Origin of the sequence: Mycolicibacterium phocaicum, from assembly GCF_010731115.1 — a bacterium.
GTDB lineage: Bacteria > Actinomycetota > Actinomycetes > Mycobacteriales > Mycobacteriaceae > Mycobacterium > Mycobacterium phocaicum.
This window is the reverse complement of record NZ_AP022616.1, coordinates 25,753-48,226: the sequence shown is the minus strand read 5'-3', so window position 1 is coordinate 48,226 and position 22,474 is coordinate 25,753. Positions and strand designations below refer to the sequence as shown.

Here is a 22,474-nt window from a genome sequence, read left to right as displayed (position 1 = left end):
CGGGCTGGTAGCGTGATGCGGACATTCAGGTCGAGGCACGGGAGGCGTTGTGGGGCACGGTGAATTGCTCCATCACCTGGTGTCCGACGCGGCTGCCGCGGTACCCGATCGTCCTGCTCTCATCGCCGAGGACGGCGCCGTCACGACGTTCGCGCAATTCGACCGGTCGATCGCGGCGGTCGCCGGCTGGATCGCGTCCCGAACGACGCGCGGCGACCACGTCGCGGTGATCGCCGACAACGGCCCGGATTACGCGACGCTCTACTACGCGGTGCCCCGCGCCGGATGCATCCTCGTCCTGATCAATCAGCGGCTCAGTGCCGACGAGCAGACCGCGCAACTGGCCACCGCGGCTCCCACCCTGATTCTGGGTGACGGCCGCTATCTGGGGACCCTGAACCGGCCCGAGACAATCTCATTCGACAGCGAAGAGTGGACTGCGGCAACGCAATCGGCCGCATGGCCCGTGCCCGACGAGCCGGACGCCGACGACCCCGTCTGGCTGCTGTTCACCAGCGGGTCCACGGGAACGCCGAAAGGTGTTGTGCACACGCACCGTTCGATCACCGCGGCGGTTCGGGGCAGCATCGCCGGCAGGTCGGTCCGCCCGGGCGGCGTCTATCTGCTGCCTTTTCCCATGTGCCATATCGCCGGGTACAACATGCTGGTGCACCACGGTGCCCGGTCGACGGTGCTGCCGGTGGCGGCATTCCGGCCCGACGCCTTCGCGGCTGCGGTGAACCGGTACCAGGTGACCTCGTGTTCGTTGGCTCCGACCATGCTGCACAGCCTGCTGACCCATCTGGACCGGACCGGCACCGATCTGCCGTCGCTGCGCGACATCGCCTACGGTTCCTCAGCCATCCCCGCCGACCTGTTGCGACGTGCCCTCGACCGACTCGACGTGGGATTCCATCAGGGCTACGGCATGACCGAAACCGGCGGCAACGTCACGTTTCTCGGCCCCGAGGACCATCGTGCGGGCGCCGCGGGTGACACCGCGGTGCTCACCACCGCCGGTCGTCCCCACGCCGGTGTGCAGATCCGCATCGCGCCGAACGGCGAAATCCTGGTGCGCGGCGACCAGGTGGCGGTCCGGTACTGGCCCGACACGCCCACGACCGACGACGGCTGGTTGCACACCGGCGACGTCGGATACGTCGACGGCGCGGGCCGGCTCGTGGTCTCCGACCGGCTGAAGGACGTCATCATCACCGGCGGCGAGAACGTGTCCTCCCGGGAAGTCGAAGACGTGCTGTCATCGCACCCCGACGTGGATCATGTTGCGGTCGTGGGAGTTCCCGATCCGTATTGGGGCGAGGCGATCTGCGCGGTCGTCGTGCCCACCGCCGGCACGCAGCCTGACGCGGACGTCCTCACCGCGCACGTGCGGGAACGCATCGCGGCCTTCAAGCGCCCCCGGCACGTCGTGTTCGCCGACGCGCTACCCCTCACGACCAACGGCAAGATCGCGAAACAGATTCTGCGCGAACAACTCCGGGCACGGTTCACCGACTAGCCCGGACTGCTCAAGGCGCGGTCGTCGCCAGGCCTGCCCGCTCGACGCTCATCAGGCTCTCGGTCTCGTGCTCCCGGCGGTACGCCGCACCACCGCCGTTGAGGCCGAACAGCCTCTTGCTCCACAACAACCACAACACGGCGATGATGTTCACCAGCAGCATCGCCACCCGCAACGCGGTGACCTTCTCGGTCAGCTCGTAAATCTCCAGTGGCAGGAAGATACCGGTGGCCACCACCGCGAAGTACTCTCCCCAGCGCCACATCCCCCACAGCCCAACGGCTTCCACCAACTCGATCAGCGCATACACCGCGATGCCGATCCCGATCCACAACAGGGTCGTGCCCGACATGGTGAAGGCATCGTTGATATGCCGAATGATCTTCGAGCCATCGATGTTCCAGCCGATCTGGTCCGCCAGCGGCCGCAGCAAAGGCAGGTCCTTCTCGAACATGTCCCGCAGGTGCACGCGTGCCGCCCGCACCCTGAAGACGCCGTAGGACATCGCGGCCAACAGCAGGAATCGAAACACGCGCTCGACGGCCAGCACCCGCATCAGCACGCGGTCGCGCAGCAGCCGGCCGCGCGGAACTTCGGGTGCCGATTCCGCCGGCCCCTTCCCGCGTGGCGGGCCGACGACGAACGTCTCACACCGCAGGCATCGCCACGCCTCACCGACCGGGGTCTGCACGTGCAGACGGGCGGCCAGCTCCGGTTCATCCGGGGCGAACGTGGCATGGCCGCGGAGTCCGCAGGACCGGAGGGCGAAATCCACCATGTCCGTACCGTATCGACACGAGCGCAGCGGAGCACGTGAATCCGCCCGCGGTGGTTCCGCCGGTTCATAGAAGATGGACCGATGCCATCCCTACTGTGGTTCCGTCGCGACCTGCGGCTGCATGACCTGCCGGCGCTGGCCGCCGCGATCGACCAGGACCGTGACGTACTCGGGTGCTTTGTGCTCGACCCGCGCCTCGAGGCGTCGCCGGGCCCGCGCCGACTGCAGTTCCTGGGCGACTGTCTGCGGCAGCTGCGCGCCGAGCTCGACGGCCGGCTGCTGATCACCCGCGGCCGCCCGGAAGAGCGAATTCCGCTGATCGCCAACGAGATCGGCGCCGGTGCCGTGCATGTCTCGGCAGACTTCTCCCCTTTCGGCCGGCGCCGTGACCGCCGGGTGCAGGACGCCCTGGACGGCATTCCGCTGATTCCCACGGGCTCCCCGTACCTGGTCTCGCCGGGAAGGGTCACCAAAGACGACGACAGCCCCTACCGGGTCTTCACGCCCTTCTTTCGGCGCTGGCGTGATCACGGTTGGCGGCAACCGGCCGGCACCGGGGCGCAGTCGGCACAGTGGATCGATCCGGGCAGCCTGGCTGCCACGGCCGCCGAACCGGTGGACATCCCGGACACCGGTGCCCTGCCGGGCTTCGCCGGCGGCGAGGAGGCGGCGCTGCGGCAGTGGCGGCGATTCGTCGACGCGGGCCTCGATGACTATGCCGAACAGCGCGATCTGCCCGGTGTCGACGGCACCAGTCAGATGTCGGTGCACCTGAAGTTCGGCACCATTCACCCGCGCACCATGGCCGCCGATCTCGACCTGAACCACGGCAGCCACACCGCGTACTTGCGCCAGCTCGCTTTTCGTGACTTCTACGCCGCGGTGCTGCACCGCTGGCCGGACAGCGCCTGGCACAACTGGAACCGTGACTTCGACGCCATCGAGACCGATGCCGACGACGAGGCCGAGCGACTCTTCGAAGCCTGGAAGGCCGGACAGACCGGGTTTCCATTCGTCGATGCCGGCATGCGGCAACTGCGGCAGACCGGTTTCATGCCCAACCGGGTACGGATGATCGCGGCGTCCTTTCTGGTCAAAGACCTGCACCTGCCGTGGCAGTGGGGGGCCCGCTGGTTCATGGAGCAGCTCGTCGACGCCGACATCGCCAACAACCAGCATGGCTGGCAATGGTGCGCGGGCAGCGGCACCGATGCCGCGCCGTACTTCCGGGTCTTCAATCCGACAGCGCAGGGGCAGAAATTCGACCCCACCGGCGCCTACGTCCGCCGCTGGGTTCCCGAGTTGGCCGACGCCGCCGACGCCCACCTCAAATCTGGATCGCGCCCGGCGGACTACCCGGCGGCGATCGTCGATCACGGCGAAGAACGTGCCGAAGCCCTCCGGCGCTATCAAGCACTCAGCGGCCGCGGCACGTAGTCCGCAATCAGCGAAAACCGTGCGGAGCGCGGGGGTGTGGCGGCATCGAATTCCGGGTATGTGAATTGGCCAGTGCCATAGCTGTTTTCATGTGTTGAAGGAAGGTTTTTCATGCGCATCACCACCTTGCTGGTCACCGGACTCGCGGCCGTTGCCACCGCGGCGGCCGGCGGCGCGGCAACAACGCCGGCGGTCCGATCGAGTTGGTATGCGCAGCTGCGCAAGCCGGCCTATCAACCGCCGCGTCAGGTATTCCCGGTGGTCTGGCCGGCGCTGTACGCGGACATCGCGGTGGTGTCGGGCGCCACGATCGACGAATTGGGGGCAACCGGCCGCGCCATCGAGCGAAACGCCTACCGGAACGGGCTCGCACTGAACCTGGTTCTCAACGCCGCGTGGTCCTGGTTGTTCTTCAACCGCCGCCGGTTCGGCACGGCGACAGTGGTCAGCGCCGCGCTGACGGTGAGCAGCGCCGATCTGACACGGCGGGCCGTCGACGCACTCGGCGGGCGAGCCGCACCACTGGCGCTGTATCCGCTGTGGTGCGCCTTCGCCACCGTGTTGTGCGGGCACATCCGGCAGCTGAACCGCCGAGCCGGCCGGTCATAGCCGCGGAGGTCTGGCACTCACCGGGGCATCGACCTACGCTGGCGAGCATCCACGCCCGATCCATGCGGAGGCCAGGTTGCCGAATCCGGAAGCTTTTCTCGACCAGTTCGCCGATGACGCGTCAGGGCGGGTGTTCGCCGAGCCGTACCACACGCCCGATGGATCGACTGTGATTCCCGTCGCCAAGGTCAGTCACGGCGGCACCGGAACGACGGCAAAACCACTGGGCGTCTTCGTCATCCGCGACAGCGGCACGACCTGGGTGCCCGCCGTCGATGCGGACCGGATCGCGTTGGTCGGCGTCGTGACGGGCCTGGTGGCCGCGACGATCGGCTGCCTTGCGTTGCTGCGGCGCCCGCCGTGGCCGGACCTGTCCCAGCACGGGCATCTGGCGCCGGGTCGGCGCCGATTCAATTCATAGCTCCCCACATTGCGTGGTTTCGCGAGTCCGCTCCCGGGTATCTGGTGTTGCGGGGGTCGTGGAGTTGTTCTGCCGCGGGACAGCGCGGAAGAGCGATTCCTCTTTCATCACGAGCACACGCAAGGAGTTCAACCCATGACCTTGAAGAAGACCGCAGCGCGTGCAGTCGCTACCAGCATGCTTGGTCTGGCGGGCCTCGGCGTCGGCGCCGGCCTCGCGCAGGCAGATCCGCACACCCCGATGCCGCCGCCTCCGCCGGTTCCCGGCATGACGGGACCTGGCGTGAATGCCGGCACACCCGGCAATCCGCTCCCGCCGGGACACGGCTACCTGCCGCCTCCGGGACACGGCGGCCCGATGCCGCAGGACCGGATCCCGTTCACCGCGACGCCGTCGTGGGTCCTGGTCCCGGTGGTCCCGCCGATGGGTACTCCACCGGCACCGGCGCTCCCGGACTGGGCCACCGGTATGCAGGTGGTCTGGAACCCTGACCTGGGCGCTTGGGGCGTCTGGGACATGCAGGGCAGTGCGTTCATTCGCCTCTAGCACGCACCAAGCGGCCGCCACCCCGTCGATCTGACGGGGTGGCGGCCCGCGGCGGGACTACCGACCAATCGGCAGCCATCAAATCCCCGGAAACTCTACGGATACTCCCAGCTGTATCCCAGGCGGAAATGCTAAATCCGGCGTCAATTCTTTCTACCGTTACCGCTGACAGCCAACAGCGCGCGGGCGGAGGGAACGACCATGGGTTGCTCACGGTACATCGGCCGGGTCGGCGCCCTGGCAGTATTTCTCGGAGTCGGCGTATCGGTCACCTCCGGACAGGCATTCGCCTCCGCCGAGCCGTCGGACACAGCGCATGCCACGCAAGCCGCGGCCCCCAGCAAGCCGGGGCCCAAACACGCGCCCACCCCGGCGACGGCGGCATCGCCCGACGCAACGCCGGCCTCGACGTCGGACGACTGGGCGCCGTCAGGCCAGAAGCCCAAGCGGCAGCCCAAGAACAAGAGCCGTGACAGCGCCGAGACAGCCGGCAGGCACCGTGACGCGAACCCCACCCGCCACACCGACAGTGCCCTCAAGGCCGCCCCCACTGCGACGCCCAGCGAATCCCTCAGCGCCACAACAAAGACCGACCAGACGCGGCCCACTGCCACCGTCAGTCACTCCCGCACACCGGCGGTCGCCGCGACCTCGGCCGTGCCCGCAACGGCGTCGGTAACCCGCGTCGCGGCGGTACCGCTGGCGACGGTCGTCACGCCCACCGTATCGGCCCCGTCCGTACCGAACGCGATCAACCAGATCGTGACCGCGGCAAAGCAACTCATCGGTGTGGCACTGCGGCCACTGGTGTCGACGCTGCCGTCGAACGTGCCCGCCAATTCGCCCGCCCTGTGGACGGTGCTGGCCTGGGTACGCAGGCAGATCGAGACGAATCTCCTTCCACCCCATGTGGTTTCCGCCTGGAACGTGACGAGCCCGAACCTGCTGACCAACCCCGGCGCCGAGTTCGGTGACCCGTCGCTGTCCGGCGGCAGCACGGTGTCCATCCCCGGCTGGACCGTCACCGGCACGCCGACCGTCATCCCCTACGGCACCAAGCGCCAGCTCCCGTTGGGCCTGCCGACGCCGGGGCCGACACTCCCGGCCATCTTCAACTTCCCCAGCGATCGGCCCACTCCGGGCGACACCCAGTTCTTCGGCGGCGGCAATGTCGCGACCTCCACGCTGACCCAGACAGTCGATCTCAGTGGCGCCGCCGCGGGCATCGATGCCGGCACGATGCCGTTCAAGCTGAGCGGCTTCCTGGGCGGCGCCATGATCGACCCCTCGGCCGCGTCGATCAAGGTCACGTTCCTCGACGCCACCGGGACGCAACTGGGCGTCGGCAAAGTGGCGCCCGTCGGTCCCCTCGAACGCTGGTTCCAGACCGGACTGCTCGAACGCAGCACCGAAGGCACCATCCCCGTCAGCACCCGCACCGCGCAGGTGGTCGTCACGCTGAAGGACTCGAACCCGCTGACCGGCGGCTACAACAACGCGTTCGCCGACGACCTGTCGTTCACGGTGGGAGCTGCGCTCCCCACCCCGCCGCCGCCCACCCCGCCGAAGTCCACGGTCGGCGCGCTCGACCACGTGTTCATGGTCTATCTGGAGAACAAGGGCTACAAGGACATCGTCGGCAGCCCCAATGCGCCGTATCTCAACAGCCTGATCGACACCTACGGCGTCGCGGCCAACTACTACGCGCTGACCCATCCGAGTGATCCGAACTACTACCCGATCCTCGGCGGCTCCGACTTCGGACTCAGCTACAACTGCGCGACGAACTGCATCGACGCCACAAACCTCGCCGACAGAATCGAAAGTGCCGGCAAGACGTGGGCCGGGTATGCCCAGGGCATGTCCGCGGCCGGCCCCTACGTGTCGACCAGCGATTACGCGCCCGACCAGTTGCCGTTCCTGGCGTACCGCGACATCTACAACGACCAGGCCCGCGCCACCGCTCACCTCCACCCGCTGACCCAGCTGGCGACCGATCTCTCGTCATCGGCCACCACACCGAACTTCGCGTGGTTCGCGGCCAACGAGGCCAACAACGGCGAAGGCCCCATCGACTCGGTCCAGGGCGTCCTCAACTACATCGGCGCACTGCTCACCAACCACCAGTACAACGTCAAGGCGGCCGACCAGTTCGCTGCGCAGACCATCCCGACCATTCTGAATTCGGCGGTGTGGAACGATCCGACACAGAAGTCGGCCATCGTCGTCACGTTCGACGAAGACACCGACAACCTGTCACTGGGCTTCGGCAACGGCGGCAATCGTGTTGTCACCGTGGTGATTCCGTCTCCGGGCGCGGTCAGCGCCGGGATGCGTTCGGGGAACTTCACCGACACCAGCTACGCCAATCACTACAGCCTGCTGCGCACCATCGAGGACTCACTGAAGCTGGAGCCGCTGACCGACAACGACGCCTACGCCGTGCCGCTCAACGACTTCTGGGGCACGCCACCGGTCGTGCCATAGCCCAGAAACGACCGTCGGACCCGAGGAGAACCTCGGGTCCGACGTCTACTTCCGGAAGGTACCGGCGATCAGAACCAGTCGACCTGTGCCTCGACCGTGGTGCGGTCCAGGCTGGCCAGCAGGTCCAGCTGGGTCGTCACCTTCGGCAGCTCGTAACGGAAGAAGTACTGCGCGGCAGCACGTTTCCCGTCGTAGAAGTTGCCGGTGTTACCGCCGGCGGCATTGAGCTGCTCCAGCCAGATCCAGGCCATCACGATGTGGCCGGCGGCCTCCAGGTACGCGGTCGAGTTGGCCAGGGTGGTCTCGGGATCACCGGCAGCCCACAGCGTCGCGGTGACCTCGGCCAGACGCTCGGTCTGCGCCTGCAGTTCCCGCGCGTAGCCGGCGGTGGCCTCCGACTGCAGCGCGGTCTGGACGGTGTCGTTGATCCGCTTCTGCAGCAGCGTCAGGCCGGCGCCGCCCTGCATGACGACCTTGCGGCCGAGCAGGTCGATGCCGTGAATGCCGTGCGTGCCTTCGTGAATGGCGTTCAGGCGGTTGTCCCGGTACTGCTGCTCGACGTCGTACTCGGTGGTGTAGCCGTAACCGCCGTGGATCTGGATGCCGAGGTTGTTGGCTTCCAGGCACCACTGCGACGGCCAGCTCTTGGCGATCGGGGTGAGGACCTCGAGCATCAGCTCGGCCTCGTCACGTTCGGCACCGGTGAGGATCTTGATCTGGTCGACGAGCCGTGCGCAGTACAGGCCGAGCGCCAAAGCGCCTTCCACGTAAGACTTCTGGGCCAGCAGCATGCGCTTGACGTCGGCGTGCTCGATGATCGCGACCTGTGCGCGCGACGGATCCTTGTCACCGACCGGACGGCCCTGGGTGCGCACCTTGGCGTACTCCAGCGAGGTGAGGTAGCCGGCGTAGCCGATGGCGGTGGCCATGGAGCCGACGGCCACGCGAGCCTCGTTCATCATGTGGAACATGTAGGCCAGACCGCGGTGCTCCTCGCCCACGAGGTAGCCGACGGCGCCGGGCTCGTCGGTGGGCTGGTGGCTGCCGTCACCGAAGTTCAGCAGGGCGTTGGTCGTGCCGTGGTTGCCCATCTTGTGGTTGAGGCTGACGAGCGCGACGTCGTTGCGGGTGCCATCGGTCAGGAACTTCGGCACGATGAACAGCGAGATGCCCTTCACACCGGGGCCGCCGCCCGGAACCTTGGCCAGAACCAGGTGCACGATGTTCTCGGACAACTCGTGGTCACCACCGGTGATCCACATCTTGGTGCCGGTGACCCGGTAGGTGCCGTCCGCCGCCTTGGTGGCCTTGGTGCTGATGTCGGCGAGCGACGAGCCGGCATCCGGCTCGGAGAGGCACATCGTGCCGAAGTAGCGGCCCTCGAGCATCGGGCGGACCCAGGTGTCGATCTGCTCGTCGGTGCCGTACTCGGTCAGCAGGTTGGCATTGCCGACGGTCAGGAACGCGTACGAGAAGGTGGCGGGGTTCGCGGCCCGGAAGAACGCGGCCGACGACTGCGCGACCACGTTGGGCAGCTGCATGCCGCCGACGCGCTCGTCGAACGAGCTGGCCATCAGACCCGCCCCGTTGAAGTCGTCCAGCGCCTGCTTGATCTCGTCGATCAGCACCACCTTGCCGCTCTCGTCGACGAACGGCGGGTTGTGGTCGGCCTTCTTGTTGTGCGGCGCGAAGCGCTTGGTGGCGATGTCGGCGCTCAGGTCGAGGACGGCGTCGAAGGTGTCCCGCGAGTGCTCGGCGAAGTGCTCGTGCTTGGTGAGCTCGACGACGTCAAGCCACTCGTACAGCAAGAAGTCCAGGTCGCGCCGAGACATGAAATCAGTCACTGGGTTCTACCTTCCAATGCAGCCAGACATTAGCAGTCGCTCATTTCCTAAGCGATTGCTAATATCGCCTATCGGTCGGGTCTGTGTCAACTGTGTGTACGATCACCTGCACATGAAGACCGACCGGACGACCGACTCGGCCGCCGCCGAGCGCATCCGGCGGGCGGCCATCGAGGCGTTCGCCGAGTCCGGCTACGGCGGCAGCTCGACCCGCCAGATCGCCAAACGCCTCAACATGAGCGCGACGGCCATGTACCCGCATTACCGCTCGAAGGAAGAGCTGCTCTACGCCATCGCCCTGGAAGGGCACGGCAGCCTGCTGGCGACGCTGCGTGCCACCGATGACGCCGGCGCACCGTGCGCCGAGCGCTTCCACACGGTGGTCGCTGCCTTCGCCGCCTGGCATGCGGAGAACAGCAAGCAGGCCAGGGTCGTGCAATACGAACTGCACGGGCTGACCCCGGCCCACTACCGCACCATCGCCCCACTGCGCCACCAGGTCACCGCCGTGATCGCCAACATCATCGAAACCGGTATGGCGACAGGCGAATTCCACGTCGACAACCTCGACGACGTCGTCATGGCGATATCGTCACTGTGCGTCGACGTCTGTCGGTGGTTCCCGTCGCGCACCCACCGCGATCCACACAAACTGGGCGAGATCTACGCCCAGGTCGCCGCCCGCCTGGTGCGCTGACCGCACGCCGCGCGGCTTGCGCGAAAGGGCGTCAGAGCGCCCGATTTTCGGGCCCCACCTGCCATAACCCGCCAGTCATCGGCACCGGTCATGATGTACTTGCTGCCGACGACAGGAGGCCCGATGGTCAACCCTCCACCGGAGGATCGCGACGAGGTCGCCGCGGCACCGGCGCCTGAGGCCCGGTTGCGGCGGGTGCGCGGCAGATTCAGCATCCAGTCGAAGCTCATCGCGATGCTGCTGGGAGCCAGCATCGTGTCGGCGGCCGTGGTGGGATTCATCGGATATCAGACGGGGCAGGCCTCGTTGCGTAATGCCGCGTTCGACCGGTTGACACAGGTCCGCGAGACGCAGTCCCGGCAGTTCGCCGCCCAGGTCACCAACCTGAAGAACGCGCTGCTGATCTACACCAGCGGGCCGGCGATGGCCGAAGCCGTACAGGCGTTCAGCACCGGGTTCAACGAATTGGCCAATGCCACAATCGATCCCGCCGAGCAACAGGCGATCGTCGACTACTACAACCAGCAACTGATCAACCCCGTCGAACGGGCGACGGGGGCCAAGCTGAACCTCGACGTGCTGTTGCCGTCGTCCAACGCGGCCAAGTACCTGCAGGCGCGGTACACCGTCGCCGCGGCACGGCCCAACGGCCCACCGCCGCCACCCGACCCCACCGCCTGGGGCGCCGCCTCGGCCCGCTACAACCCGTTCTTCCAGGAGATCGTGCGGCTGTTCGGCTACGGCGACGCCCTGTTGATCGACGCCACCGGCAACGTCGTGTACTCGGCCAAGAAGCGTGCGGACCTCGGCACGAACGTGCTGTCCGGTCCATACCAGCAGGGCAACCTGCACGAGGCCTACGCCAAAGCCATGGGCGCCGACCGCGTCGGGTACGTCTCCGTCACCGACTACCAGACCTATCACCCGGCCGCGGACCATCCGATCGCGTGGATGGCCGCGCCGGTCGTGACGGGCGGCCGCACCGTGGGAGTCGTGGCTCTGCAATTCCCGATCTCGGGGCTGAACGCGCTGATGACGTTCAGCGGCAAGTGGCAGGCGAACGGCCTGGGCTCGACCGGCGAGACCTACCTCGCCGGAACCGACGACCTCATGCGGTCGAATTCCCGCCTCTTCGAGGAGAATCGGCAGACCTATCAACACGATGTCGTCGCGGCCGGGACACCCGCCGAGTTGGCTGAGCGCGCCGTCCGGCTCGGCGGTACCACGCTGATACAGCCCGTCGGCGGCCCCGCCACCCGCGCCGCGCAGCGCGGCCAGTCGGGGGTGCTGATCGCCACCGACTACCTCGGTCAGGAAACGCTGCAGTCGTATGCACCCGTGACCGTCGGCCCCGACGTCAACTGGTCGATCGTCGCGAAGATCGACACCGCGGAAGCCTTTGCGCCCGAACGCGTCTTCACCAGGACCATGGGCGTCGCGGTGACCGCGATCGTCATCCTGGACTGCCTGGCCGCCATGGCACTCGCGCAGCTGTTCGTGCGGCCCATCCGACGGCTCGAGGCCGGCGCCCAGAAGGTCAGCCGGGGCGACTACGACGCGATGATCCCGGTGCGGACGCGAGACGAATTCGGGGATCTGACCAAGACATTCAACGACATGAGCCGGCTGCTCGGCATCAAGGACGATCTGCTGCGGCGCGAACGCCGCGAGAACGCCCAGTTGCTGCGCTCGCTGATGCCCGAATCGGTCATCGAGCGCTATCGCAGCGGCGAGGAGACAATCAGCGAGAACCATCAGGACGTCGCGGTGCTCTTCGCCGACATCGACGGTCTCGACGCCCTCTCCAGCGCGCTACCGGCCGACCAATTCCTCACGGTGGTCAACGAATTGGTGCGCCAGTTCGACGACGCCGCCGAACGCAGCGGAGTCGAACCGGTGCGCATCCTGCGCAACGGATACACGGCGAGCTGCGGTTTGAACGTGCCCCGGCTGGACAACGTCGAGCGCATCGTCAACTTCACCATCGAGTTGCAGCGCATCGTCGCCCGTCTCAACGACGAGGACAATCTGCAACTCGGTTTCCGGGCCGGCATCGACACCGGCACCGTCACCAGCGGCCTGGTGGGCGGAGCCACCATGATGTACGACATGTGGGGCAGCGCAGTCGATTTGGCCTATCAGATTCAGGCCGGCGGTGCCGAGCCCGGGATCTACATCACCGGGCGGGTGTACGACGCCGTGCACGACACCCACCGGTTCACGCCGGCCGGGCAGCACATCGTCGACGATGTCGAAGAGCCCATCTGGCGGCTGGCGGGGCGGCGGTAGGCCGTGTACTCCTCCGGTTCGTCATGGTTCCTGTGGGTCGCAGCGATCGCCATCGGGCTACCTGTCGGCCTGATCGTCCTGACCGAGTGGCGCCGGTCCCTGATCCGCCGCCACAGTCCGCTCGCCGCGCCCGTCGGGCTCCTGCGCACGTATGTGCTCCCCGTGATCGCCGTCCTGCTGCTGATGCTCAAGGTGGCGGTCGTCCCCGCCCGCGACGTTCCCATCCGCATCGTGGCGACCGTCCTGGTGTTCCTGGTGCTGCTGCTGGTGCTGTCCGGCTTGAGCAACACGATGTTCGCGAACGCCCCGGAGACCTCGTGGCGCAGCCGCATCCCCCGCATCTTCCTCGACGTCGCCCGGATGGTGCTCATCATCCTGGGCTTGGCGGTGATCTCCCGGTACATCTGGGGCAGCAACGTCAAGGGCGTCTTCACCGCGGTCGGTGTCAGCTCCGTGGTCCTCGGCCTCATGCTGCAGCACTCCGTCGGGCAGATCGTGTCCGGGTTGTTCATGCTGTTCGAGCAGCCGTTCCGGATGGGCGACTGGCTGGACACCGCCGCCGCGCGTGGCCGCGTCGTCGAAGTCAACTGGCGCGCCGTCCACATCGAGTCCAGCACCGGCGTACAGATCACGCCCAACTCGGTGCTGGCCGGCACGTCCTTCACCAACCTGAGCCGGCTGGCCACCTCGCACACCACCATCACCACGACGTTCGCCGCCACCGACCCACCCGACCAGGTGTGCGCGATGCTCACCCGGATCGCGGCCGCCCTGCCGAACCGCGGCGACGACGTCGAGCCCACCGCCGTGCCGATCGGCGATCACAAGTACCGCACCACCATCGGGCTGAAATCGCCCGGGGACGACGACGCCGTGCAGGCCACCTTCCTACGCTGGGCCTGGTATGCGGCTCGGCGCGACAAGCTGCATCTCGACGGTGTGGCCGACGACTACTCCACCCCCAAACGTGTCGACGAAGCGCTCGAGGAGGCGGCGGCGCCCGCACTCCGGCTGAACAAGGCCGACCAGCAAGCTCTCGCCCCGTACGCACGCCTGATCCGGTACGGCACCGGCGAGCTCATCCAGGCGCCCGGCGAGGTCCCGAAAACCATCAACGTGGTGGTGTCAGGCCGGGTCCGGTTGACCGTGCCGACGGCCGATGGTTCAGTCGCCGGCGTGCGCAGCCTGGACAAGGGCGCGCTCATCGGCGTCGCCGCGTTCACCCACCAGGCCAACCTCGCCTACGTGCACGCCCTCGACGAAGTCACCCTGCTGCAGATCGAGCACGACGAAATCCAGCGCCTGCTCACCGACCGGCCCCAACTGTCCCGGGAGTTCGGCCGCCTCATCGACGAACGGCGGAGCGAGGCCAGAGCCACCATCAGATCTGCGGGGAAAGCAGACCGCGCCAAGGCAATTCGTGATGCCGGGGCCGCACAACTCGGCACTGCCGGTGGAGCCAACGGGCTGCATTCCTCTTAGCTCCCGACAGGCATCACGTCTCGGCCGTCCCGTCGAACTTGCTGATGTGTCGATCGAAGAACTCGACGATGTCGTCACGACCGCCTGACAACCCAAGCGACGCATGCATGGACAGCAGTTGCGCCGTCCCGACGATCAAGGACGTCGCCACAACCGGCGGTAGATCCTCGGCGGCGATGCCGTGCCGCGACAGGACGGACCGGACAGTCTCAGCCTGCGCTTCCAGAAACTGCTGCGCTGCGGCCGCGATCTCGGCCCGCAGCGCTTTCCGATGATTGGCGAGTGCCGTGTATTCCGTGATCAGTCCGAAATCACGGTTGTCGATGAGGGCATTCCACAACGCCCGCAACGGGTTCGGCGCCCGTAGGATCTGGGCCTGCGATGCCAATTCCTGCTCGATCCTGCGCCGGATCGCAGCCAGGAACAGATCATCCATGGTGCGGAAGTAGTAGTGCACCAGCTGCGGCTTGAGCCCTGCCCTTTCAGCGACCCGCCGCGATGTCACCGCGGCGTAGCCCTCGTCGAGCATCAGCGCCTCGGCGGCATCGAGTAGGGCTCCGCGGTTCTTCGACTCGGGACCAGCGATCCTGCGCTCCGATGCCATACCGTCACCACCTTTCTCCACCGCTGCCGCCGGGCGCCATTCTCGCGGTTCCACCACGTGACGGCGACGCCATGATGCTAAGCAGGCGCTCGGCACTAGCATCCGCCAGCCTGGGTTCGGGTACAGTTCATGAGTGTTTTCCGCCGATGACCTGGGCGTGTGGTGACCAGCCCGACAGACGATCCGATCTGGAAACAACGCGCGGTCGAGCGCTCAGTCAAGACGGCGAAACTCCGGGCAGCCCAACGAGTCCAACGATTCATGGACGCGGCTCAGTCGATCATCCTCGAGAAGGGCACCACGGACTTCACTGTCCAGGAGGTCGTCGACCGCTCAGGCCAGTCGCTGCGTAGCTTCTACCTGCAGTTCGACGGCAAGCATGAATTACTGCTGGCGCTATTCGAAGATGCGCTGAACCGCGCAGCCGACCAGATTCGGGCCGCCGCCGACCCCGAGAGTGACCCGCTGAATCGCCTCAAGATTTCCATCGAGCTGCTCTTCGAACTGTGCCGACCCGACCCAGCGGCCAGGCAGCCACTGTTCACCGACTTCGCTCCGCGACTCGTGGTCACGCATCCGGATGAGGTCAAAATCGCCCAAGCACCTTTGCTGTCGTTGCTCACCGAGTTGATGGAAAATGCCAGTGCCGCAGGCGAACTTCGGCCGAGTGCCAATCCGGCTCGAATGGCGGCGATGGCCATGCAGACGGTGATGTTCATCGCTCAATCCAGTGGGACCACCGACAGCGCAGCCGCAGATTCCATCACCACCGACGAACTATGGGATTTCTTGGCCAACGGGTTCGCCGCGCCAAAGTGAGAATTGGAAACGGATTTCGAGATGGGGTGCCCGCAGTGACAACAGAGGCAACCGCAGACAAGCGCCGGCGGCGCGAACGAGGTTCCATCAATCCCGACGACATCGTCAGCGGTGCTTTCGAACTCGCCGAACAGGTTTCGATCGACAATCTCAGCATGCCGATGCTGGGAAAGCATCTCGACGTCGGTGTCACGAGCATCTACTGGTACTTCCGCAAAAAGGACGACCTGCTGGACGCCATGACGGACCTCGCCTTGCGAGAGTATGCGCTTTCCGCGGTCTATTCCGTTGCCGAGAACTGGCGGTCCGCGTTACGCAGCCATGCCCGCGCGATGCGTCAAATATTTGTGGACAACCCGGTGATGTGCGACCTGATCCTCATTCGATCCCCACACGCCCTACACACCGACGGCTTGGGCGTACAAGCCGTCGAGCACGCCATCTCCAGTTTGGTCGAAGCCGGGCTGACACCGGAGGCTGCGTTGGACGTCTATACAGCGGTATCAGTTCACGTCCGTGGATCGGTTGTGCTGCAACGCCTTCGGGAAAAGATGACCCCCGAAGCGGGACGGGACGGGCGCAAGGACGCTCCCCTTGTCGATCCCGGGACCACACCACTACTCGCGCAGGCGCTTCGGGACGGTCGGCAACTCTGCACTCTGGACGAGGTGAATTTCGACTTCGGGCTCGAGTGCATTCTCGACCACGCTGAGCTCCTGATCGCGGCCAACACCAAGGCGGCACGAGCGCGCAGATCAGCGCGCTCGTGAGCCGGCCCGACACCACGCCGATCAATGTCGCCGCACGGAGACACCGCCGCCCGCGCGTGACCTAACTCCGGTTCGTCTTGATGTCGAAACCGACCTTGTCACCGTCGACACTGGTGATCTTCAGGTGCGCCTTGTAGGGACCCTCCGGGCCGGTGAAAGTGCAGTCGAATTCGCCGCCGACCTTGGCGTCGATGCCCGACGGGCACTTGACATCGGTCGGATGGAATCCGGTCTTGCTGCTCACCATGTCGGTCACCGACTGCGCGGCGCCTTCCGGTTTGATGGTCGAGGTACACGCGCTCAACTGCAGCGTGAGGGCCCCGACGATGACGGTCGTGCCGAGAAAACCGGTGGATCGGGTCATGGCAGGAAGGTAGCTACGTGCAGTTGGAAATGGGTTGGAGGCCGAACACTGCGCGGCGTCAAACGGACTCTGCAATAAGTGTCCCGTTTCCGCTCGGTGGCCGCTCCTACCTATGAACGGAGCCTCACCGTGGGGCCCACCTGGAAATGGGACACGCCATGAACCTCACTCACAACGCGATGACCAACCGGCTCATCGCGGCAGTCGGCGTAGCAGCGGCCCCCGCCCTCATGTTCATCGCTTCGAGCTGGACGGCTGCGCCCGCTTTCGCCGTCTGTAACGAGGGCACGCCGAACTGCCAGCAGGTCGACTCCGGACACCAGCGGGCGCAAGACCAAATCAACGGCGCCCTGCTGAGCGGACAATGCGAGGGACCGGACGGCTTCTGCGATGACAGCATCCCGGGCAGCGATGTGAAGCCTCAGCAAGGCACTCCGAAACCCCCGACCAAGACGGGCATCCAGAGTCCGGTCACGACGACCCTACGGAAATAACCTCGACCTGACGGCTTCGCCCCCACCGCGGGCCCGGGCTTGCGGTGGGCACCAGGCGGAAGTGGGTATAGACCGCACATGAATGCCAGGCCAGCCGGCGCGCACGTTCTTCCGGATCAGCGACATCGTGGCCGGAGTCGGGTTCATCGCCATGGCCAATGTGCTGATGCGCTGGCAGCCGACGAGGCAGGCATCGGTCGCGCATCTGTGCGCTATGGGCGCCGGCGTCTCGTCGATGGTCGATGGCCTGTGGCCGATGTCGTGCGCACCGTCGATCGACTCGAGTTGCCGCGCAACGAAAGAAACGATCCACACGACACAGCTCGTGGAACCCCATACCGCGTCGAGCCTCATCGGGTTCACCGCACTCGTCTGCGCCATCGGCCTCTACGGGGTTGTGCTGACACGTACCTCGGGCTACCGCAGGCTCGGAGCGTCCGGACTGTCGGCCGTGGCCGCGATCCTGGGCAGCGTCGACGTCATCATGTGCCTGACGGCGTCGACGGCCTTGGCCGGGCTGGTCGAGCGGATACAAGTGCCCGTGATCGCTGCGTGGTTGGCCGTCCTCATGCTCTGCGTGGCAGGTGATCGCCACTGGCGTTGACGGCTTGAGCGGACTCGGACTGCGATCTACGGATGCGATCGCCGACGGCCGCGACCCGACGCCGTACCCGCGTGACCCGCGGTACATATTCGGCGGCCCGCCGGGCGCCGTCCAGAATCGTCGTCATCGGCTGCAACGGAGCCGAGACACGGATCGGCGTCCGATCGACCTGGGGCGCCTGCTCGCCTTCCCACCACACCGGTTCCGTGAGCCGCTGCACGAACGGCACCGAACTCTCCACCGAGGCGTTGCCCCATTGGATAGCGCGGTCGATGGCGTCCGGCGCGGCGGCCAGCGTGACCGGAGACAGCGTGGGACTGAACCGGATGACGCGATCGGCGAACGGCGCATTGCGGACCATCTGCAACTGCAGCGCCTGGGTAATCGGTTGCAGCCAAAGGTGTCTCGGGTTCCACTGCGGGTGGAAGCAGTCCCAGCCGATGTAGCACGCGTTGCGGGTGCCGAGGCGACCGTCCTGGATTCGCTTCCACGCCAGCTCAACCGGGACATTGCTGGCCGCACCGCCGTCGACCAACGCGGCGACATCTTTTTCCACCAACAGCTGATCGAGCAGACCCCACATCCGCGGATCGCTCGACTCGTGATGCAGAATTCCCGGGATCGCCGACGAAAAGCTCGCAGCATCAACGACATTGAATTCGGCAGTCAGGTCGTCGCCACCCAGCACGATGGGCTTGACGACGCGTGAGTCGATGAACGCGCCGATCTGCCACAACCGATTGACGGCACCCGGCGCGTAGCCCAGCTTGAGGTGCTCGAGTGCCCGTACCCCCATCAGGGTGAAATGCGATGGATGGAAGCGACCAGGCAGCCGATCGAATGACTGCTTCCGCACGCCGGCGACGACGGTCTCGTACGGGATCTCCAGGTCCGTCAGCCGCATGGGCTCACCGTCTTCGCGGGTGAACATCTCTTTGGCGAATTCGTCGAATCGCAGTGAGAACAGCCCGTTCAGACCGTGCCGGCGGCGCGTCCGCGCCGGAGCCAGAACGCCGCGGTAGGTGACGGTCTTCGCCCAGGCCACGTAGTCCTCGATCGGCACCGGCAGCGCGCGCGCCATCACGCTGCCGACGATGGCGCCGAACGAGTTGGTGAGCATGTAGGCGGGCGGCAGACCCGCCGCGAGCATGCGCTGCATGCCGCCCAGGTAGACGTAGCCGGCGCCGCCCCCACCGCCCAAGACCGCGACGTAGGTCTTGTAGCCGAGTTCGGCATCGAGCTCGGCCGCCGAGAAGTCGTTGGCGTGCCGCTCCAACAGTCTGGACCGTTCGTACTCGACGTCCGCGGCGAAGGTCTCCAGGACCTCCTTGGCCGCCGCCAGCCGCTCGGGCGCGGTGGTGCGTCCCCGCAAGGTACTGAAGAGCGCGTCGATCACCCGCTGGCGGAAACCGAGGATCTCGTCACCGACCGCGACATCGCCACGGCCGCGGGTGCCGCCCGGCCCGGCCGCACCCGGTTCGAACACCGTCAACCGCGCGAAGCTCAAGAGGTAGCGCAGGCGCCGGAACTGCTCCGGGCTGAGGACGCCGGGACATTCGAGGTCGGCGCGGACCAGCGCAGCTTCCATATGCTGCAGCGCCAGGGTGGGGTTGCTGCCCGGAAGGCCAGGCGGTTCCGCTTCTTCTATCACCGCCAGCTCGCTGGAGCTCTCGCCGAAAGGTACGAGCTCGGAGTTCACCATCCGACCATTCTTCGCCACCCGGCACCCGGCCGAGGCAGTTGGGTCGGATTGCCGGAACTGCCCAACAACATCAACGCTGCGGCTGCTCGGCCAGCACGTCCGACAGCCACTTGATCACGAGTTCCGGCTGCTCGTCGATGATGAAGTGACCGCAATCAGGCACCTCGGTGATGTTCAGATCGTCGGCATGGCCAGTGAAGCCCTCCAGCAGCGACGGGTGCACCGCCACGTCGTCGAGACCGAACAGTACCCGCACCGGCATCTGCAGCTTCTGATCGTCGTAGGGGCCGCGCGCGAGTTTCGCGAACTCCTTACCGACCATGGACCGGTAGATCTTGGAACCCGCCACCCGACGGTCCCGATCCCGGAAGCAGCTGCGGAAGAAGTCCACCGACTCCTGCGGCATACCGCTGCGCCGGATGAACCACCACAGTGTCGGCGTCAGATGTGTAAGCGGTCCGGCCACGGGGGCGCCCACGACAAGTTGGTACGCGAGCTTGTGGGCATGGCGAGCCACCCGGCCCGGCTCCTGCCACACCGGCGGGATGTTGAGGATCGCCAAGCGCTTGACGCGCGCCGGCGCCTTCAGTGCCACCAACTGCGCGGTCCAGCCGCCCCAGTCGTGGCCCACCAGGTCGAACGAGTCCAGTCCCAGCGCGGTCGCCGCGGCGAGCACGTCGGAGGCGAACTGCTCCTTCTCGTAGCCCTTCGGGGTGACCTCGCTCCAGCCGGCGCCGCGCAGGTCCATGGCGTGCACCCGGTAGCCGGCGTCTGCCAGCGCGGGGATGACCTTGTGCCACATGAACCAGTTCTCCGGCCAGCCGTGCAGGAGCACGACCGGGCGTCCCCCCTCCGGTCCGGCCACCGCGACGTGGATCTTCACGTCGCCGGCCTGCACATATTCATGGGTCACGCCATCGACGGTCGGCATGCTGCGCTGAGTCATGCGGGCATCTTACCGCGCGGTAAGTTCCTCTGACGAGAGCCAGGTGATCGACCCGACGCAATGCGCAGCTACCGGAACAATGTCGGTTTGCCCTGCATCGACGGTGCCGGCTCGACGCCCAGGACATTGGCCAGTAGGGACGGCGCGACATCCAGAACATCGACCGCGGCGCGTGACGGGTCGCGGGGCACCCCGGCTCCGGCAGCCAGCAAGATGCCCTCGGGGATGTGGAACCCGGTGTTGGTACCGCCGGGGCGCACCCGGATGTGCAAACCGAGGTCGGCGGGCTTGCCGGTGGCAACAGCGTCCGAGCCTGCCGCCCGGTACTGCAGGGTGGCATCGGCGTCGGCACCCTTCGCCGGATCGATGGCGAACGTCGCCGTCTTTCCTTCGGCACGGACGCGGCCGAACAACGGCCCGTGACTGCCGATGGTGACCGACTCCAGCGGAACCACCGCCGCCGATGCCGCTGCCTCGGACGCGAACACCAACGACACCATCGGGTACATGGCCAGGCCGGCGGTGGCCGGGTGCAGCCCCAGGCCCGACACGAATGCGGCGGCGTCGTCGAGCACGAAACACCGGCCGCCGAACGTGTCCGCTTCGACAGGCCCCTGGCCCATGCTGGCCGCCAACACCAGCATCGACCGTGGGTGTTTGGCCAGGTACGCGCGGATGCGGCCGATCTGACGGTCGGCGATGTCCATGGCGTGGTGGATGAAGCTGCCGTACACCTCGTCACGGGTGTACTCGTACATCTCGGTGTAGCCCGGCATCCCGTCACCCCAGAATCGGTGCATCAGGCCGGCCACGTGATTGGTGAAGAAGATCGACAGTCGAGGATCGTGCTTGCGGTGCGCACGCCAGAACAGGTCGAAGCCCAGCGGCGCCTGCATGGCCGAGCGGAATGCTTTGTAACGCGGGTCCCTGCACTCCCTGACCAGGTGCGTGGCCAGCGTGGCGGCCGAGCGCGACGTCAGGCCGTTGCGCAGCAGGTCCACCGCGGTACCACCGAGCATCTTGCGGTTCATCACCTCGGCGGGAGCAACGCCGTAGGCGCCGGTCATCGCGAGGTTGAAGGCCTGAAAGCGCTCCAACGAGCGCGGGTAGGTCGTGGCGTCCTGGCTGAACGTGTCCGGCACGTAGAAGCCGCCGTGCTTGAACTGCCGGGCCGGCCAGCTCTGCATGGGGCCGAACAGCCCGACGGACAGACCCGCAGCCTCTGCGACGTCCCAGATCGGGTCGCCCTTGAATGTCGTCGGGTCCTGGCCGAGGTCGACCGAGTTGTGGGCGTAGGTCGACGTATGCAGCGTCGGCCAGGTGCGCCATGGCTGCAGGCCCAGCTGCTCTTCACGATCTTCGTGCACCGTGGTCAGCGACTGCCCCTCACGGAGCAGGGCCGCAATATGCGAGGTGGGCCGATTTTTGACATAGATATCGACAACGCCCCACGGAACCTCGTTGAGCTCGTAGAGAATGACGTCTCTGCACTGACGGTCCAAGGGGCTGGTCCCTTCGTGAACGTCTGGAGTGTCGGGCGTCGGTGAATCGCCCCCGCAGTTGACCACCATGCGGGCGGGGTGCCGCACTAGTTTGCTACAAACAACGTTCACTGCATTATCAGCAGCGCGACACCGCCGCGCCACAGCATCACGCCCGGCACGGAAACCGCTTCGCCCCAGGGAGACCCGCTACCTCGTCACGGCGGCAACTGTGCTGCCACCGAGTTTTTGCTGCCGCAAAAATACGGCCTGTAAGTTTGCTGTGTCAAGGATTTGATGACGATGATGAAGTAGCCGGCCAGATGCCATCGGCTACTCGTCACGGCTCGACGGGATGACGACCTACCCGCTCCTCGCATCCGGGGTGCGAGCGCGCCAGGCGCAAGTACAAATATCGGCTCTCGACCCAAAGTGCGCGACATACAAAAAACCCGCCCTGACCGAAGTCAGAACGGGTTTACTTGTGGAGCTAAGGGGACTCGAACCCCTGACCCCCACACTGCCAGTGTGGTGCGCTACCAGCTGCGCCATAGCCCCTTAAGTGGTGCCTGATGAAGCTA

General features: G+C 66.4%; 20 protein-coding genes and 1 tRNA gene. 13 read left to right on the top strand and 8 right to left on the bottom strand.

The window, feature by feature from the left end; all coding sequences use genetic code 11:
- Positions 1 to 79: 79 nt before the first annotated feature.
- Positions 80 to 1,519 carry an AMP-binding protein gene (locus G6N46_RS00260; protein WP_234880715.1) on the top strand — a complete coding sequence of 480 codons (1,440 nt, stop codon included), beginning with the start codon at positions 80 to 82 and terminating at the stop codon, positions 1,517 to 1,519.
- Positions 1,520 to 1,529: 10 nt separating this feature from the next.
- Here the strand turns inward: G6N46_RS00260 and G6N46_RS00255 are convergent, their stop codons facing one another.
- A complete protein-coding gene (locus tag G6N46_RS00255; protein ID WP_138249895.1) occupies positions 1,530 to 2,297 on the bottom strand; it encodes a DUF2127 domain-containing protein in 768 nt (255 codons plus the stop codon).
- A gap of 81 nt (positions 2,298 to 2,378) precedes the next feature.
- On the opposite strand from G6N46_RS00255, the gene G6N46_RS00250 reads away from it, so the two are divergent.
- The 5 genes from G6N46_RS00250 to G6N46_RS00230 all read left to right on the top strand — a co-directional run bounded on the left by G6N46_RS00250 (position 2,379) and on the right by G6N46_RS00230 (position 7,797).
- Positions 2,379 to 3,734 carry a cryptochrome/photolyase family protein gene (locus G6N46_RS00250; RefSeq protein WP_138249896.1) on the top strand — a complete coding sequence of 452 codons (1,356 nt, stop codon included), beginning with the start codon at positions 2,379 to 2,381 and terminating at the stop codon, positions 3,732 to 3,734.
- A 111-nt stretch (positions 3,735 to 3,845) separates the two neighbouring features.
- Positions 3,846 to 4,343, top strand: a complete 498-nt coding sequence (locus tag G6N46_RS00245; RefSeq protein ID WP_138249897.1) for a TspO/MBR family protein — start codon at positions 3,846 to 3,848, stop codon at positions 4,341 to 4,343.
- Positions 4,344 to 4,419: 76 nt separating this feature from the next.
- Complete coding sequence (locus G6N46_RS00240; protein WP_138249898.1) at positions 4,420 to 4,764, top strand: GerW family sporulation protein; 345 nt, start codon at positions 4,420 to 4,422, stop codon at positions 4,762 to 4,764.
- Positions 4,765 to 4,899: 135 nt separating this feature from the next.
- The gene (locus G6N46_RS00235) at positions 4,900 to 5,310 is read left to right on the top strand and encodes a hypothetical protein (protein WP_138249899.1); all 411 of its coding nucleotides are present in this window, start codon (positions 4,900 to 4,902) and stop codon (positions 5,308 to 5,310) included.
- Positions 5,311 to 5,511: 201 nt separating this feature from the next.
- The gene (locus G6N46_RS00230; protein WP_138249900.1) at positions 5,512 to 7,797 is read left to right on the top strand and encodes an alkaline phosphatase family protein; all 2,286 of its coding nucleotides are present in this window, start codon (positions 5,512 to 5,514) and stop codon (positions 7,795 to 7,797) included.
- A gap of 68 nt (positions 7,798 to 7,865) precedes the next feature.
- Here G6N46_RS00230 and G6N46_RS00225 read toward each other — a convergent pair whose 3' ends face one another.
- Positions 7,866 to 9,629, bottom strand: coding sequence for an acyl-CoA dehydrogenase (locus G6N46_RS00225; protein WP_407665179.1), 1,764 nt, complete (start codon positions 9,627 to 9,629; stop codon positions 7,866 to 7,868).
- A 124-nt stretch (positions 9,630 to 9,753) separates the two neighbouring features.
- On the opposite strand from G6N46_RS00225, the gene G6N46_RS00220 reads away from it, so the two are divergent.
- The 3 genes from G6N46_RS00220 to G6N46_RS00210 all read left to right on the top strand — a co-directional run bounded on the left by G6N46_RS00220 (position 9,754) and on the right by G6N46_RS00210 (position 14,109).
- The gene (locus G6N46_RS00220) at positions 9,754 to 10,338 is read left to right on the top strand and encodes a TetR/AcrR family transcriptional regulator (RefSeq protein WP_138249902.1); all 585 of its coding nucleotides are present in this window, start codon (positions 9,754 to 9,756) and stop codon (positions 10,336 to 10,338) included.
- Positions 10,339 to 10,461: 123 nt separating this feature from the next.
- Complete coding sequence (locus tag G6N46_RS00215) at positions 10,462 to 12,627, top strand: adenylate/guanylate cyclase domain-containing protein (protein ID WP_138249903.1); 2,166 nt, start codon at positions 10,462 to 10,464, stop codon at positions 12,625 to 12,627.
- Between the two features lie 3 nt (positions 12,628 to 12,630).
- Positions 12,631 to 14,109, top strand: coding sequence for a mechanosensitive ion channel domain-containing protein (locus tag G6N46_RS00210; RefSeq protein WP_133427109.1), 1,479 nt, complete (start codon positions 12,631 to 12,633; stop codon positions 14,107 to 14,109).
- Between the two features lie 13 nt (positions 14,110 to 14,122).
- Here G6N46_RS00210 and G6N46_RS00205 read toward each other — a convergent pair whose 3' ends face one another.
- Positions 14,123 to 14,713, bottom strand: coding sequence for a TetR/AcrR family transcriptional regulator (locus G6N46_RS00205; protein WP_061009878.1), 591 nt, complete (start codon positions 14,711 to 14,713; stop codon positions 14,123 to 14,125).
- A 162-nt stretch (positions 14,714 to 14,875) separates the two neighbouring features.
- Here G6N46_RS00205 and G6N46_RS00200 point away from each other — a divergent pair, with 162 nt between their 5' ends.
- Both G6N46_RS00200 and G6N46_RS00195 read left to right on the top strand, forming a co-directional pair.
- Positions 14,876 to 15,532 carry a TetR/AcrR family transcriptional regulator gene (locus G6N46_RS00200; RefSeq protein ID WP_064859663.1) on the top strand — a complete coding sequence of 219 codons (657 nt, stop codon included), beginning with the start codon at positions 14,876 to 14,878 and terminating at the stop codon, positions 15,530 to 15,532.
- Positions 15,533 to 15,567: 35 nt separating this feature from the next.
- Positions 15,568 to 16,302, top strand: a complete 735-nt coding sequence (locus G6N46_RS00195; RefSeq protein WP_061009876.1) for a TetR/AcrR family transcriptional regulator — start codon at positions 15,568 to 15,570, stop codon at positions 16,300 to 16,302.
- A gap of 61 nt (positions 16,303 to 16,363) precedes the next feature.
- Here the strand turns inward: G6N46_RS00195 and G6N46_RS00190 are convergent, their stop codons facing one another.
- Positions 16,364 to 16,666 carry a DUF4333 domain-containing protein gene (locus G6N46_RS00190; protein WP_138249904.1) on the bottom strand — a complete coding sequence of 101 codons (303 nt, stop codon included), beginning with the start codon at positions 16,664 to 16,666 and terminating at the stop codon, positions 16,364 to 16,366.
- Between the two features lie 158 nt (positions 16,667 to 16,824).
- On the opposite strand from G6N46_RS00190, the gene G6N46_RS00185 reads away from it, so the two are divergent.
- Positions 16,825 to 17,160 (top strand): hypothetical protein, encoded by a 336-nt coding sequence (locus tag G6N46_RS00185; RefSeq protein WP_174814003.1) that lies wholly within the window; start codon positions 16,825 to 16,827, stop codon positions 17,158 to 17,160.
- A gap of 82 nt (positions 17,161 to 17,242) precedes the next feature.
- Positions 17,243 to 17,764, top strand: coding sequence for a DUF998 domain-containing protein (locus G6N46_RS00180; protein ID WP_138249905.1), 522 nt, complete (start codon positions 17,243 to 17,245; stop codon positions 17,762 to 17,764).
- Here G6N46_RS00180 and G6N46_RS00175 read toward each other — a convergent pair.
- From G6N46_RS00175 to G6N46_RS00160, 4 genes are all read right to left on the bottom strand, one after another.
- A complete protein-coding gene (locus tag G6N46_RS00175; RefSeq protein ID WP_226518869.1) occupies positions 17,727 to 19,466 on the bottom strand; it encodes a patatin-like phospholipase family protein in 1,740 nt (579 codons plus the stop codon). The two genes, G6N46_RS00180 and G6N46_RS00175, sit on opposite strands and share 38 nt — an antisense overlap.
- Before the next feature lie 70 nt (positions 19,467 to 19,536).
- A complete protein-coding gene (locus tag G6N46_RS00170) occupies positions 19,537 to 20,412 on the bottom strand; it encodes an alpha/beta fold hydrolase (protein ID WP_138249907.1) in 876 nt (291 codons plus the stop codon).
- Between the two features lie 68 nt (positions 20,413 to 20,480).
- The gene (locus G6N46_RS00165) at positions 20,481 to 21,779 is read right to left on the bottom strand and encodes a hypothetical protein (RefSeq protein WP_138249908.1); all 1,299 of its coding nucleotides are present in this window, start codon (positions 21,777 to 21,779) and stop codon (positions 20,481 to 20,483) included.
- A 599-nt stretch (positions 21,780 to 22,378) separates the two neighbouring features.
- Positions 22,379 to 22,451: transfer RNA gene (locus tag G6N46_RS00160), tRNA-Ala, on the bottom strand.
- Positions 22,452 to 22,474: the final 23 nt, after the last annotated feature.

What these genes read in the sequence shown, in the direction of transcription:
- G6N46_RS00245 (WP_138249897.1), top strand. Translation starts at nt 3,846, where the DNA reads ATGCGCATCACCACCTTGCTGGTCACCGGACTCGCGGCCGTTGCCACC.
- G6N46_RS00170 (WP_138249907.1), bottom strand. Translation starts at nt 20,412, where the DNA reads ATGACTCAGCGCAGCATGCCGACCGTCGATGGCGTGACCCATGAATAT.
- G6N46_RS00215 (WP_138249903.1), top strand. Translation starts at nt 10,462, where the DNA reads ATGGTCAACCCTCCACCGGAGGATCGCGACGAGGTCGCCGCGGCACCG.
- G6N46_RS00235 (WP_138249899.1), top strand. Translation starts at nt 4,900, where the DNA reads ATGACCTTGAAGAAGACCGCAGCGCGTGCAGTCGCTACCAGCATGCTT.
- G6N46_RS00230 (WP_138249900.1), top strand. Translation starts at nt 5,512, where the DNA reads ATGGGTTGCTCACGGTACATCGGCCGGGTCGGCGCCCTGGCAGTATTT.
- G6N46_RS00205 (WP_061009878.1), bottom strand. Translation starts at nt 14,713, where the DNA reads ATGGCATCGGAGCGCAGGATCGCTGGTCCCGAGTCGAAGAACCGCGGA.
- G6N46_RS00250 (WP_138249896.1), top strand. Translation starts at nt 2,379, where the DNA reads ATGCCATCCCTACTGTGGTTCCGTCGCGACCTGCGGCTGCATGACCTG.
- G6N46_RS00180 (WP_138249905.1), top strand. Translation starts at nt 17,243, where the DNA reads ATGCCAGGCCAGCCGGCGCGCACGTTCTTCCGGATCAGCGACATCGTG.
- G6N46_RS00220 (WP_138249902.1), top strand. Translation starts at nt 9,754, where the DNA reads ATGAAGACCGACCGGACGACCGACTCGGCCGCCGCCGAGCGCATCCGG.
- G6N46_RS00225 (WP_407665179.1), bottom strand. Translation starts at nt 9,629, where the DNA reads ATGTCTCGGCGCGACCTGGACTTCTTGCTGTACGAGTGGCTTGACGTC.
- G6N46_RS00255 (WP_138249895.1), bottom strand. Translation starts at nt 2,297, where the DNA reads ATGGTGGATTTCGCCCTCCGGTCCTGCGGACTCCGCGGCCATGCCACG.
- G6N46_RS00175 (WP_226518869.1), bottom strand. Translation starts at nt 19,466, where the DNA reads ATGGTGAACTCCGAGCTCGTACCTTTCGGCGAGAGCTCCAGCGAGCTG.
- G6N46_RS00190 (WP_138249904.1), bottom strand. Translation starts at nt 16,666, where the DNA reads ATGACCCGATCCACCGGTTTTCTCGGCACGACCGTCATCGTCGGGGCC.
- G6N46_RS00185 (WP_174814003.1), top strand. Translation starts at nt 16,825, where the DNA reads ATGAACCTCACTCACAACGCGATGACCAACCGGCTCATCGCGGCAGTC.